Raw genomic sequence first — 13,593 nt, forward strand, 5'->3', positions numbered from 1 at the left:
AACGAGCCAACATCAATCGTCAGAAGCGGGCGCGGGCCCCGAGGCTCACGATGTTCACGCTCTGAGTCACCTTGCCGCCGTTGATGCCGTAGGGCGAACGGTTCGGGACGGGCTGCGCGCTGACGTCCCCGCTGACCACCCGCAAGCGGCCGTTGCCGCCGTTGTCCACGTCGTCGAAGAACACGTGCATGTAGCTCGCTTCCACGTCCACGAAGGCGAGCCGCACTTGCACGCCCCCTGCGAGGCCGATGCGGCGCGACGCGAGGAACGCCACGTTCAGGTACTCCGGACGCTGCACGTCGGGCTCGTAGAACGCGCCCGCGCGCACCGCGACCCGATTGGGCAACACCACGAAGTCGCCGCCCAGGCGCGCGCCGAGGGTGTCGCCCTTGACGTTGAAGTCCACGTCTGCGTCTTGCGGCACCTGGCCGCCGGTGCCCTGCACTTCGATCACCGGCCGCGCAGGAAAGCGAAGCTCCGCCGCGCGGTACGCGCTGTTGCGCGTGTAGGAGAGATCGAGCTCCACGTCGAAGACGTCGTCCGCAATAGGATCCCGCTCTTGGCCGAGCTGGATGTCGCCCCCCACGCGCGGCATGTGGAAGCGCGCGCCCAGGCGCACGTCGAGCGGATTCGGCAAGCGGAAGTGGGCCAGGTCCGCCTCGATGTCGTCGCTGTTGGTGACCGTGGGGTTCTTGAACAAGCCGCCGGTGGAGGACCAGTAGTTGGCGCGGGTGGTGAGCTGACCGTGCCCGTCAAAAGCCTCTTGGGCGGTGACGGTGAGGCCCACGTCCAGCATGTCGATCGGCGAGTACAGCGCGCCCACCACCACCCCGGGGATGAACATGTCGCTGACGTCGATCTCCGCGCGCACGTCGCTGCCCCAGGGGTCGAGCCAGGTTCCATCCGTCTGCGGCGTGGGGCTCAGGGCCATGTTGGCGTTGGCCAGCTTGAGGTTCGCGAGGCCCCAGATGAACCCGGCGCCCACGCGCAAGCCGGGCGCCGCTTCGAAGCCGGCGGAGAGCGTGGTGTTCAGGTACACGCCGCCGGACTCGAGCAAGATGTAGCGTCCCGGCGAGGGCAGCTCCGTCTGCACGCCGAAGCGGTTCTTGCCGGTCACCGTGTCGGGGAACTTGATGCCGCCGTACAAGCTCGGCGGCGCCACCGAAAGACCGATGCCCAACGTATCCATCACGTGGAGCACGCCAGCGATGGCGGGCAGCGGCTCGAGCTTCTTGTCGTTACACACTTCCGGATACGGAACCCCGACGCCGCCGCTGTCGAGCTGGGAACCATCTCCCGCTCGCGTGAAGCAGACGGAGTTTGCGACCACCGCCACGTCCGCGCTCGCCCCCGTGCGCTGACCGGCGAGGCCGGCGGGGTTGTCGAAGGTGGCCAGCGGCGTGGTAGCCCGCGCCACCCAGGCCCCGGCGCGTCCGATCTGCTGAGTGCCGAGGCCGCTGAAATCCCGCACGTCGGTCGCCCACGCGCTCTGGGTCACTGCGCAGGCAGCGACGAGGCCTGTGGCAAATCCGAGAGTTCTCATTCCTTGATTGGGCTGGCCTTGAGGGCGGCCTTCCCATCCTTCACGTACACGGAGAACTTCACCTTCGCCGCGCCGTGGCGTTTGACCAGGGCGTCGCGGTTCTTCTTCAGTGTCTGCTCGAACTTCTCGTAGGTGAAGCCGTCGATGCTCTCGCCGCACTGACTCTTGGTGGCGACGAACTCGTCGTACACGGCACGCCACTCCGCAGCCCCGTCCGCCTCGGCGTCGTTGCCGCTGGCCTGAGGCGGCCGGCGTGGGGGCGGTCGGCGTGGCGGCGGCCCCGCAACGTGACCGAGCTCCGACGGCATGGTGGTCTCCAGCTGGGGCGGCACCGCCTGGGGTTTGGGCGCCGGCGGCTTCGGCTTCACCGCGGGATGGTCCGCGGGGCTCGGCGGCGCCGCGGGTGTCTCCGGATCCACCGAGTCCCCCGGGAAGCTGAAGGCGCTCATCTGCGGCTCCGCCGGCAAGTCGCCCAGCACTTGCTGGAGGTCCGCGGCTCGGCGAGGCACGCCGCCCTTGGCCGCCACTTGATCGATGCCGTCGTTCAAGTCGGACGCGATCTTGCGATACGCGCCGCGGAACTTGCTGGGCGCGAGCTGATCCGTCTCGCCCTTGGCCAGCCGTTGAGCCTCACGCCGGAAGATCCACAGCGGGCGGCTGTGCTCGAACAGGGTGAACAGGATGCCGAGGATCATCGCCAGGGCCGCCAGCGCCACCACCAGCGCGATGTTCGCTTGGGCCTTGTCCTTGTCGTCGGCCTTCTTGAAGAAGCCCACGGGACTGCTCACGTGGGTCGGCGCCCGGCCCACGGCGAAGCCGGCCCCGAGCTCCCAGGCCTCGCCCGGCATGCGCGTGTACTGCACCCCGAGGCCCCCGCCCAGGGTGCGCACGTTGCTGCGGCCCTTCTCCTGGTACTCCTTGTCGGAGTCGAGCTCCGGCAAGTCGCTGACGATCTGGTCCAGCTGGCTCTTGTCGAAGCCCTCCGGAGCCCCAGAGGCGACCCGCTGGCCCTTGGTGTAGAAGGCCACCGCCGCGCTGGTCCGCTTGGAGAGCTCCCGCGCGAAGCGGTCGTCGATGATGCGCGCGCCCACGATGGCGCCGGCCGGCAGCTGTCCGAGATCGAACTCCACTGGTCGCGTCACCACGCGGTACAGGCGATCGAGCACCAACGTATCGTCGCGGATGTAGCCGTGCAGGGCGTCCGCCACCACCGGGTAGCCGCCCAGCTCGAAGTCGTCGAGGCCGCTCGCCTGCTCGTAGCCCAGGTAGGCGACCACGCGCCCGTGCTGGTCCACGGCGAAGACAGCGTCGAACTTGGAGTCGTCGGCGATCTTGTCGTGCACCGCGCGGAGCGCTGCGCCGACCTTCTCCCGCGCTTCGTCGGGAACCTTCGACTCGCTCTCGCTGCTCTTCGCCAGGTACTTGGCGATGTCGCCGTTGACCGCGAACTTGATGAGCTGCGCGGAGCGCTGCCGGGCGTCGTCCTTGAGATACCAGGAGACGACCTGGCCGTCCGCAGTGAGGGCTTCGCCCATGGCGCGAGCGCCGGCCCGGTTGTACATGCTCGTGGCCAGGAACAGCACGAACACCGCCGCCCCGAGGAGCAGCCCGAGAACCACGTACCAAAAGCGGGAGAGCAGCATCTATTCGCTCTTCTTCTCGTCGTCGTCGTCCTTGCCCTTCTTCTTGTCCGGCGCGACCTTGATCGGGTCGCGGGACATGTCCACGTCGCGACCCTTGAGCTCGACGGGCTTCGCGGGCCCCGCGGGCTTGCCGGAGAAGTAGGCTTGGAGCGTGAAAGGACCGTCGCTGTCGACGGTGAGCAGGAAGTCACCCTTGAGGGACGGGTAGGCGATGGCCGCGACCTTGGGCTCGGCGATCACCCAGAAGCGCAGGCTGGGCGCCAGCTCGTCGCGGATCTCGTAGGAACCAGCCGCCGGAACCGTCCAGTCCCGAGCGCCCCCCTTGATGGTGTCGTTGGGCTGGAACGTCTTGATTCCCACGCCGTAGAGGCGGTGCTTGAAAGGATCCGTGTTCTTGAACTGCAGCTGCGTGCCGGGCGGCACCACGATGGTGACCGGTGTGGTTCGGCCGCCGCCGACCCGGATCAAGATCGGTGTTTTCGGGGGCTTCTGCGCTTCCGTGGACAGCAGCGCCACGCACAGCTCCTTGGGGATGTGCGGGAACAAGCGTCGGAAGTCCGTACGCACCGTGGGGGACGGTTCCCGGAACGAGTAGCCATGCTTCTTGGGGTCCCGGGCTTCGGACCACACGGGGTTCAACAGGTTCTGCCAGTTCGCGACCCGACCCTTCACCTTGGCGGCCGACGCGTCACCCGCGCCCGACACCGCCGCCGCAAAAAGCCCCAGCCCGAGCGCCCACGACGACAACCGAAAGGTGTGCAGCATCTCGTCGTCCGACGGTAGTCGAGAGCGCATGGAAGCGGAAGGCCAAGGAACGCTTCAGTCTCGCGGGAAAAGTCCACACGCTCGAACAAAAGGCGAACGGGCCGACGTTTTCGCGTCGGCCCGTTCATGGGTTCCTTACCGCCTGAGCCGTAGGGACTGTGTGCGTAGTTCGAACCCCTAGCGCTAGCTAGGTGGGCACCTTCTTCATGACCTCCGGCTTCCCGGTGAAGCGATCCGGGCCTAGCTCTCAGTCGTGCTTCCGATGTCCTGGTTCGATGGCTTGTTCGGGATTCGTTACTGCGCTCCTCTCGCGCTCTGCAGAGGGAACCGACACAAAGAGTATTTCTCGGTCCCCGTGTCGTCAACGGGTCGACGTGCGATCGATGACGATCGCCACGGCGACAATCCATGATTCACGGCTTGACAATTCCGTCGTTCGTCCTCCGCCGTTTTCATTTGAGTGTCGGTGCGGCGCGAGACCCTGAGGGATCCCTGAACCGGGAGAACCGTCGCGACGCCGACCCCCGCTTGCCCCAGTGATCCCTCTCGGCACGGGGCGCGCGGCCCCCAGCTGACCCCAAATTGCTCAAAATTGGTCCGAATCTCGCGTTTTTGCCATTGGTCGAGCATGACTTGGGCCGCGACCTCGAACCCCGAGACGCACCTGGTGCGTCGCCACTCCCGTTTCGTCAGTGAGGTGCTGCGCACCGAGCTCACTCATGGCGCCGCCAGCGAAGGTCTGCTGGTGGTGGACATCGACGCGCCGACCCCCGCGGCCCGCGGTCGCCTCGCGCTCGTGATGGAGAGCGCGATCGAAGACGCCCTCGAGCGGCGGGGTGCATCGCCCCCAGGCGTGGGCGCTTCCAGCGACTTGGATGCGTCCCTTTCGGACCAGCTCTATCGCGCCCGCCAAGTCGGCAAGAGCGGGCTGTGCCTGTCCCTCGGAACCTTGGCGGGCGTCGCCAATCTCGCCGGCGCCCTCGACGCCGAGGACAGCGCCGTGCTCCGTTGGTGGCTGGCGGCGACGGAGGAACGCCCCGTGCGCCTGCTGCTGAGCGACGACGACCGGCACCTGGCCGTGTACGACGAGCCCACGGCCCTGAGCCACATCGTGGGCGAGCTGGACGAGCCCGACGCCCCAGCCGAGAGCGGTGAGAAGAAGGTGGTGTTGGCCGCGCCGGAGGTGGCCCAGAGCAGCGCCACGATGGAGCTGTCGGAAGCGCCGCCGGCGGTGGAAGCGATCTATCGCGACGTGCGCGGCGACGATGCCGAAGAAGAGGCCGTGAGCAGCGACGCCGACGCGTTGGCGCAGGCCATGGCGGCGCTCTTCGACGAGCACGTGGACTCCAGCGACGAGCGCGAGCTGTCCGACGAGGACGACGCCCTCGTGAGCGATGCCCTCGGCAGCCGCGCCCCACAGCAGGCCGAGCCCGAGGCTTCGGAGCCGGCCCCCGAGGCCGACGCCGACCCGGTGGTGGAAGCCGCCGAACCGGAGCCGCCCACGGTGGTGCCGGAGCCGTCCCTGGCCGACACCGAAGCCGCCCCGGAGCCTGAGGTGGACTGGCGCACCTGGATGATGGAGCTGTCCGCCGCCCGCGGTCCCAAGCCCTTGGCCGTGGTCGAGCGCATGTTCGTCTCCGCCTACGTTCCCCTCGCGGACGCCGTGGCTCGCGGCCTCGCCGACGACGACGCCCGCGAGGTGCTCGAGACCTGGTCCCAGAGCTTCGCCAAGAGCTACAGCGAAGCCTTCGACGCGCTGAGGGTGCGGGGCAAGCGCCCCACCATGGTGCTCGACGTCCCGGACATCGCGCTGCGCATGGGTCGCTTGCATGGAGCGCGCTCCATCCAGCTGGTGCTCGTGGACGGCATGCGCTTCGACCTCGGCTTGCGTGTGAATGACCGCATCAAGATGCTGGTCGGCGGCCACGCCGCCCTCACCGAGCGGCTCTTGCTGTGGTCCGCCCTGCCCTCCACCACCGAGGTGCAGGTGGAGCTCATCGGCAAGGGACCCGCGGGTCTCAAGGAGATCGGCACCCACCCCGACAGCGAGATCCCCGTCGCCCGCGGTCGCGCTGCGGCGACGCTGCGCCGCATCCGCACCGGACAGCGCGAGCTGCTCAAGCTCGACATCGTCGAGTCCGCCCTGAGCGTGCCCGGCGCGCCCATCAGCGAGCGCCTCGATGCCCTCGCCGACGAAGCGGCGGAAGCCATCGCCAATCACCTGATGCACTTGCCGCCGCGCACCCTGGTGCTGGTGTTCGGCGACCACGGCTTCACCGTGGACGCCATGGGCAACGGCACCAGCGCCGGCGACCACGGCGGCGCCAGCCCCGACGAGGTGCTGGTCCCGGCCTTTTCCTGGCTGGTCGGCGCCGTCCACTGAAGCGCGACGGGGCTCGCGCCGGACCAACACAAGGAAGCGTCAGGGGACGCTCAGCACTTCGATACTGACGATGGTGCCGGGCTTGGGCGCGAGCTTGCCGGCCGTCACGCGATCCGGCGTCAGGCCGAAGCGATCCACGGCGCGCCCCGCCAGGGACTTGCTGGCCGCGGCGCCGCCGCGGTGCACCGTCACGCGCAGCGGAGAGCGCGGAAAGATGCCCGCCAGAAAGCCGATGGCCTCGAGGGCGGCGTCTTCGTCCAGCGTGGCGCCACGCAAGCGACGCACGAGCAGCACGGCGCCGGTCTTGGGCGCGCCCTCGCTCTTCTTGTCGGCGGCCCGTTCCGGCGGCGCGGCCAGCTCGGGATCGGCGCGCACCAGCCCCGCGACGATGCGGCCGTCCACCGGCATGGACTCCGGAGGCGGCGCGTTGGTGAGGCTCGCCGCGCGCCATAGCTTCCAGGTCTCCGTCAAGAGCGAGCTCAGCGTGACGGCGCCTCGGCCCGACAAGCCGAACAGCTCCGCGCTCTCGTACAGCGACGCCGGGGAAAGCTCTCCCAGCCGTGCGAGCAGGGCGATGGGCTCCGGCGCGTCCTTCAGCGCGGCGATGCTGCGCGCCGCCGAAGGTGGATCCGAGGAGAGCTTCTTCTGCCCGGCGACCCAGCCCTTCACCCAACCGAGCAACGCGTCCGAGTTCTTCTCGAGCAAGGATCGCGGCGCGATGGCCACGAACGGGATCAGTCGCGAAGCATCCGCCGTGGACACCAACACACTGGTCTGCTTCACGGCGTCGTCGCCCTTGTCTTGCTCGTGGCTGACGGCGACGAGCTCCGGCTTCTCGCCATCGAGCTTGATGCGCTCGGGGGCCACGCCGGACTGATCCAGACAGAACAACGCCAGCAGGGTCGACGACGGCGTCTTGCCGGAGTCCACCACCAGCTCTCCCTTGGCCGGCAGCTGCGATAGCGTTGGCCCAGTCAAGATCTCGCGCCCCGCCGACCAGCCGGTGACGAAGAACACCACCGGGTCCAACGCTCTCAGCTTGTCGTAGGAGGCCACCAAGGCGGGCAGCGGCATCAGTGCCACGTCGGCGCCGCTTTCGTCTCCACCGCCCCGCGCCAGCGCGCCCTCCACCGCCGACATGTCGTCCACGGCCTTGGCTTCCACCGCGAGCCCGGCACCACCGAAGTCCTTCTTGCCCTTGTCGCGCTCGATCTCGAGCAGCACCGGGGCCAAGAGGTCCCAGCCGGGCGCCACCACCCGCAGGGGCCGGCCGAGCTTGGGCTTGGGCTTGGCGGGCGTGAGGGGCAGCGGACCGCTGCTCTTCGGCGCCGCCACCACCGGCGCAGAAGCGGAAGGGCGCGCAGAAGCAGAGGGCGCTGTGGACGCCGAGGCCCGCGGCAGCGCACCCGTGTGCGGCTGCTTGGGACGCATCCACAAGGACACGCCGAGGGTCGCCAGCAAGGCGAACAAGATCACGGAGACGACGTTGGCGCGCACGGCTTCACCAATGCGAGCTGCCGCCGGACTCGCCCACCTTGTGGCGCCCGGGGTAGCTCTTCTTCAGGTGCTCTTTGACGTCGTTCACGGGCACCGCCAAGTTCAGGTTCTGGGCGCGGCCGAACATGCTGCCGATCTGCGCGGTGGTCACGCCAATCACGCGGCCCTTCATGTCGAACAGTGGGCCGCCGGAGTTGCCGGGCGACACGGGCACCGACATCTGGATCCAGTTCTTGCCGTCGTACACGCGCCGGGCGCTCACCAAGCCGTCCGTGAGGGTGTGATCGAGCCCCAGCGGATTGCCGATGGAGATGGCGCGCTCCCCGACTTGGATTTCGTCACTGTTTCCCAGCGTCACGGGCTCCACCTTCGGGGGGTCGCCGCTCTTCGGCTTTTTCAGGTCGATCGCCAGCAGGGCCACATCTCGAGCCGCATCGTCCGCGAGCACGTCCACGTCGTCGTACACGGCGCCGTTCATGAATTTCACGGAGAGGGACCGCGCCGGAGCGATCACGTGATGGTTCGTGACCAGCGTTCCCTTGTCGTCCACCAAGAAGCCGGTACCACCGCCCTCGGTGTCTCCCTGGGCCTTGATGCCGATGCTGACCACCGCCGGAGCCAGGGCCTTGAACAGCTCCGCGGGAGTCCTGTCCGCCGGATCTTTCTTTTTTTGTTGGGGCGGCGCGGCCACGGCGGCGTCCGGCTGCTCCACGACCGGCGGCGCGCTGGCGCTCGCCGTGGGCGCCGCGCTCGGCGCCACGCGGGCGGCGATCGGCGCCGACGCCGACGCCGACGCCAAGGGCTCCGGCGTCGCCTTCTCCGGCGCGCGCACGCCGGCCAGCGTCCACGCGATGCTGCCAACGGCGGAAAGACCGGACGACGCCAGACGATCGCCCTCCTTCGCGAGCAGTCCTCGCGTGAAGCCGCCCAGCGCCACCACGAACACGACGGCGAAGCCCATCCAGGTGAGCGCGAACACCTCCGTGGGCACGCCCTTCCCGCGGGAAGGATCGTCGTCCGGCAAGATCCGATCGGTGATCACCGCGGGCACCAGCACGGCGAGCACGACGGCACCCAAGACCCGAACCCAACCGTTCGCCGTGAAGTGGCCGATGGCGGACATCAAGCACAGCACCGTGGTGAGCCCCCCCACGGCGAGGGTGATGGCCTTCACCACCCCGCGGGCGACGACGATTGCTGAGCTCGACCCGGCCATGGCTGGCCGAGCCTACAACGACTCGCGGGCCGCGGGGCGCCGCCGATTCGGCTATAGTGCGCCCCCATGGCACAGGTTCACGGCGGGCGCCTGGTGGCGCAGGCACTCAAGCGACAGGGCATCGACCACGTTTTCACGCTCTGCGGCGGCCACATCCAGGCCATCTACGACGGCTGTCTGGACGAAGGCATCCGCGTGGTGGACACCCGTCACGAGCAGACCGCGGGCCACGCCGCGGACGGCTACGCGCGAGTAACGGGCAAGCCCGGAGTCTGCCTCGTCACCGCCGGCCCCGGCATCACGGACGTGGTCACCGCCGTTGCCAACGCCCAGCGCGCCGGCGTTCCGATGATCTGCATCGGCGGCGCAGGACCGAAGGCGCTGTGCGACATGGGCTCACTGCAGGACATGGACTCGGTCACGCTGATGCGGCCCATCTCCAAGTGGAGCGTGCAGGTCCCGGAAGCCCGCCGCATCAAGGAATACATCGACTCCGCCTTCCGCATCGCGCAGTCCAACGTGCCCGGCCCCGTGTACTTGGAGATGCCGCTGGACCTCTTGATGAACTACGCGGACGACGACGAGCCGCTCACCAGCCCCTTCGAGCCCCCACGCCCGGCGGGGGATCCCGCGGCCATCGCTCGGGCGGCGGAGCTGCTCTCGAAGGCGGAGCGGCCGAGCTTCATCATCGGTGCGCAGATCCGCTGGTCCAAGAACCGCGAGATCGTGAAGACCTTCGCGGACCGAGTGCAGGTTCCGTTCTTCTTGAACGGCATGGCGCGGGGCGCGCTGCCCTTCGCTCACCCGAGCTTGTTCACCCGCTCCCGCCGCCACGCCATGGTCGAGAGCGACGTCGTGTTCGTGTTCGGAACCCCTTTCGATTTCCGCGTGGACTACGGGCGACCGGGCACCTGGAACCCCGACGTGAAGATCGTGCAGGTGGATCTGGACGGCAGTGAGCTCGGGCGAAATCGCAGCGTGGACGTACACATCCACGGCGACAGCGGCCTGGTGCTCGAGCAGCTGCTCAGTGCGGTGGGCGAGAAGAAAGCGCCCGCCTGGCTCTCCAAGGTGCGCGAGGCGGAAGACAAGCGTCGCGCCAAGATGAAGAGCGAGATCGAGGCCGCCGGAGATCCGCCGAACCCGCTCCGGGTGTGTCACGAGGTCGGCAAGCGGTTGGGCAAGAACGACATCGTGATCGGCGACGGCGGGGACTTCGTGGCCACTGCGGCCTACGTGATTCCCCTGGAGTGGCCGCAGCTGTGGATGGATCCAGGACCCTTGGGCACGTTGGGCATTGGACCTGGCTACGCCATGGCCGCCGCATTGTGCCGCCCGGAGGCGCGCACGGTGATCATGTACGGCGACGGCTCCTTTGGCCTGAACGCGATGGAGTTCGAGGCCATGGTGCGACAGAAGCTCCCGGTGATCGCGGTGATCGGAAACGACGCGGGCTGGACTCAGATCCGCCGGGGCCAGCTGGCCATGTACGGCGAAGACCGCGCGGTCGCCACGGCCCTCGACTACACCCACTACGAGAAGGTGGTCGAGGCCGTGGGTGGCAAGGGCTACTGGGTGGAATCGATGGCCCAGCTCGGGCCCGCCCTCGACGAAGCCTTCGCTTCCAAGGTGCCCGCCTGCGTGAACGTCAAGATCGCCGGCAGCGACTTCCGCAAGGACGCCATCAGCGTGTGAGCCGCTGGCTGGTCCTGGCCGCGCTGCTCGGGGGCTGCGGCGGCGCGGCGCCCCGCGCAGAGCTGGTGCGCGCGCCGCCAACCGCGAAGGAGCCCGAGGCGCCCGTGGCCTATTGCGTGGACCTTCACCGCTCTCGCCTCACGGTGGTGGCCAAGGCGTTGGGCGGTCACTACCCGGTGAAAGTATCGCGCTGGCGCGGCCGCGTGATCCTGGACCGGGGGCGCGCCGTACGGCTCACGGTGCGCGCGGATCTGAAGAGCATCGACGCCGGCTCCGAGATGCTCACGGATCTGGTGCTCTCAGCTCGGGTGCTCGACGTGGAGCACCATCCCGAAGCTCGCTTCGAGTCCCTCTCGGTCGAGCCAAAGGCCGGCGAGCAGGTGCGCGTGGTCGGTCGCCTTTCGCTCCGCGGCCACACCCGCACCGTGGCAATACCGGTCCAGGTGGAGCGCAGCCGTCGCAGCCTGCGAGCCGAAGCGCGCTTCACCATCGACCGCACGGACTTTGGCATCCGTCCGGGCGGCGTCCTAGGCTGGGCGCTGTCGAACGATCTGGAAATTCGCATCCGCGGACGCGCCCGCGAGTGTCAGACCGGCTCCCCGGGGATGGTGGGCGAGTGACTGCCCACCTTGCGCAGCGCCGTCTCCAGCCGCGTGCACAGGATCAGCTCCGCGGCGTCGAGCTCCGGTGACAGGGTCCTGAGCAGGGAAAAGAACTCGTCGGCCAGGTCGTCGTCCACGACGTCTACGCCTTCCACCACCTTCTCGAGGCGTTCGATGGTGACCTCGCTCGGCACCTTGCGACCCAGCACGTGGAGGCGAATCACGAAGTCCACGAACAGGCCCTCGCCGGTGCGACGCGCCATTTCCAGTGCGAAGGCGGCGCCACGGTCCAGTACCTGCTGATCGACCTTCTTCACGCGCTCGGCGTCGCGCAGCACCTGCTCGAAGCACGGCTCCAAGATGCGCTTGGCCTGAGTGATGCGACCGTTGGCGAGCGCCTCCACCACTTCCGGCGCCAGCGCGTCGAACACGGTCAGACGATCCGTGCGGTCCTCGCGATCCGGCGGCGGCAGCAGGGAAGCGCGAATGCGCGGCACCTCCGGGGACGTCTCGCGGCTCTTGCGCATCGCCTTGGGTACGCCCTGCCGCAGCTCGAGCTGGAAGCCGCCAAAGGTGACCCGAGCCCCCGGCGGCAAGCTGGTCCGGCGCACGATTCGAGTGCCGTTCACCTGCGTCCCGTTGGTGCTGCCCAGGTCCTCGACCTCGACACCCTGCTCCTTGACCAAGAGCCGCGCGTGGTGACGCGAGAGCAGAGAGTCCTCCGGCAAGGCGATCTCGCAGTCCGACGCCCGGCCCACGACGAACTCACCGGGCCCCAGGGGGATCTCCGTGTGGTCGTCGCAGAGCCAGAACGCAGCCACGCCCGAAGGGCCGAGACTCGATTGCTTGCTGGTCATGTCGCTCGCGTACGGCGCGCACGATTCGACAAGTAGTCGATCAAGTCCATTTTGGTGAGCAACGCCTGCACGTGGCGTTCGTCGTCCACAACGATGGCGACTTCGCCGCGCTCGAAGATGGCCGGCAACAGGCCTGCGCCGTCGTGCGGGGCCACGGTGGAAACCCGACGCACCATCACCTCCGCCAGCGCCGTGGTGCGCTTGGTATTGCGCACCAAGAGGCCCAAGAGATCCGTCTCCGTGAGGATGCCCGACAGACGACCGCCGGACGTGCAGGGCATCTGCGAGATGCCATGCTCCTTGAAGGCCGCCACCGCGTCCTCCAGGGTGCGATCGTCCTCGATGCAAATCACTTCTTTGGGCGGCAGCGTACGGACGATGTCCCCGATGCTCCCGATCTCCCAGTCGCTCTCGGTGAAGCCATGCTGGCGCATCCAGGAGTCGTCCACGAACTTGGTCAGATAGTTGCGGATGGAGTCCGGCAAGATGGTGACGATGCGGGAGCCCTTGGGCATGTCCTTGGCGACCTGCATGGCCGCCCACACGGCGGAGCCGCTGGAGCCGCCGCACAAGAGCCCCTCTTGGCGGATGAGCTGGCGCGCCGTGCGGAAGGAATCCCGATCGTTCGACTTGATCCAGCGATCCACCAGGTTGCGGTCGAGCACGTCGGGGATGAAGTCGTAGCCGATGCCCTCCACCTTGTAGCTCTTGATCTCCCCGGGGCCCGCCAAGATGCTGCCCTCGGGATCCACGCCCACGATCTGGCAGCTCGGCATCGCGCGTTTGATGGCCCGGGCGACGCCGGTGATGGTGCCGCCGGTGCCCGCCGTGAGCACGCAGGCGTCGAGCTTGCCGCCGCACTGCTCGATGATCTCCTGCCCCGTACCCTCTTCGTGGGCGTTGGGATTGTCGGGGTTTCCGTACTGGTCGAGGATGTGAGAGTTCGGGATCACTTCCTTCAAGCGCTTCGCCACGCCGATGTGGCTCTCCGGTGAATCCCACGCCGCCTCGGTGGGCGTGCGGATGATCTCGGCGCCCAGCGCCTCGAGCACCACCTGCTTCTCACGGCTCATCTTCTCCGGCATGGTGATGATCATCCGGTAGCCACGCACCGCCGCCGTCATCGCCAGACCAATGCCCGTGTTGCCGCTGGTGGGCTCGATCAGCGTGTCGCCGGGTTTGATGCGGCCCGCCTTCTCCGCCTCGAGCAACATGCGGACGCCGATGCGATCCTTGACGCTGCCTCCCGGGTTCAAGAACTCCAGCTTTCCAAGGAGCTCGCACGGGAGGTCTCGGCCGATGCGCGAAAGGCGGACCATCGGGGTGCTGCCGACGGCGTCGATGACGGAATCCAGGATGGGCATGGGCGCCACTCTACTCGGATTTCGCCAG

General features: G+C 68.3%; 10 protein-coding genes. 3 read left to right on the forward strand and 7 right to left on the reverse strand.

Annotated features, from left to right (window positions below; genetic code table 11):
- Positions 1–19: 19 nt before the first annotated feature.
- Genes H6717_13885 through H6717_13895 form a run of 3 tightly spaced genes read right to left on the reverse strand, consistent with a single transcriptional unit; the run spans position 20 to position 3,981 of the window.
- Positions 20–1,543 carry a hypothetical protein gene (locus tag H6717_13885; GenBank protein MCB9578110.1) on the reverse strand — a complete coding sequence of 508 codons (1,524 nt, stop codon included), beginning with the start codon at positions 1,541–1,543 and terminating at the stop codon, positions 20–22.
- A complete protein-coding gene (locus H6717_13890; protein ID MCB9578111.1) occupies positions 1,540–3,186 on the reverse strand; it encodes a hypothetical protein in 1,647 nt (548 codons plus the stop codon). The genes H6717_13885 and H6717_13890 overlap by 4 nt, the downstream gene beginning before the upstream one ends.
- Positions 3,187–3,981, reverse strand: coding sequence for a hypothetical protein (locus tag H6717_13895; GenBank protein ID MCB9578112.1), 795 nt, complete (start codon positions 3,979–3,981; stop codon positions 3,187–3,189). It lies immediately after the preceding gene.
- 598 nt (positions 3,982–4,579) lie between these two features.
- On the opposite strand from H6717_13895, the gene H6717_13900 reads away from it, so the two are divergent.
- A complete protein-coding gene (locus H6717_13900) occupies positions 4,580–6,334 on the forward strand; it encodes a hypothetical protein (GenBank protein MCB9578113.1) in 1,755 nt (584 codons plus the stop codon).
- 39 nt (positions 6,335–6,373) lie between these two features.
- Here H6717_13900 and H6717_13905 read toward each other — a convergent pair whose 3' ends face one another.
- Both H6717_13905 and H6717_13910 read right to left on the reverse strand, forming a co-directional pair.
- Entirely contained in the window at positions 6,374–7,831 is a 1,458-nt protein-coding gene (locus tag H6717_13905; GenBank protein MCB9578114.1) for a hypothetical protein, read from the reverse strand.
- 4 nt (positions 7,832–7,835) lie between these two features.
- The gene (locus tag H6717_13910) at positions 7,836–9,047 is read right to left on the reverse strand and encodes a trypsin-like peptidase domain-containing protein (protein ID MCB9578115.1); all 1,212 of its coding nucleotides are present in this window, start codon (positions 9,045–9,047) and stop codon (positions 7,836–7,838) included.
- 66 nt (positions 9,048–9,113) lie between these two features.
- Here H6717_13910 and H6717_13915 point away from each other — a divergent pair, with 66 nt between their 5' ends.
- Positions 9,114–10,742, forward strand: a complete 1,629-nt coding sequence (locus H6717_13915; protein ID MCB9578116.1) for an acetolactate synthase — start codon at positions 9,114–9,116, stop codon at positions 10,740–10,742.
- Positions 10,739–11,362, forward strand: coding sequence for a YceI family protein (locus tag H6717_13920; protein ID MCB9578117.1), 624 nt, complete (start codon positions 10,739–10,741; stop codon positions 11,360–11,362). Before H6717_13915 ends, H6717_13920 begins: the two co-directional genes overlap by 4 nt.
- On the opposite strand, the gene H6717_13925 is transcribed toward H6717_13920, so the two are convergent.
- Together H6717_13925 and H6717_13930 are read right to left on the reverse strand one after the other, a co-directional pair.
- Positions 11,329–12,201, reverse strand: coding sequence for an FHA domain-containing protein (locus H6717_13925; protein MCB9578118.1), 873 nt, complete (start codon positions 12,199–12,201; stop codon positions 11,329–11,331). The two genes, H6717_13920 and H6717_13925, sit on opposite strands and share 34 nt — an antisense overlap.
- Complete coding sequence (locus tag H6717_13930; GenBank protein ID MCB9578119.1) at positions 12,198–13,565, reverse strand: cystathionine beta-synthase; 1,368 nt, start codon at positions 13,563–13,565, stop codon at positions 12,198–12,200. Before H6717_13930 ends, H6717_13925 begins: the two co-directional genes overlap by 4 nt.
- Positions 13,566–13,593 lie beyond the last annotated feature (28 nt).

Source organism: Polyangiaceae bacterium (assembly GCA_020633235.1).
GTDB lineage: Bacteria > Myxococcota_A > Polyangia > Polyangiales > Polyangiaceae > JACKEA01.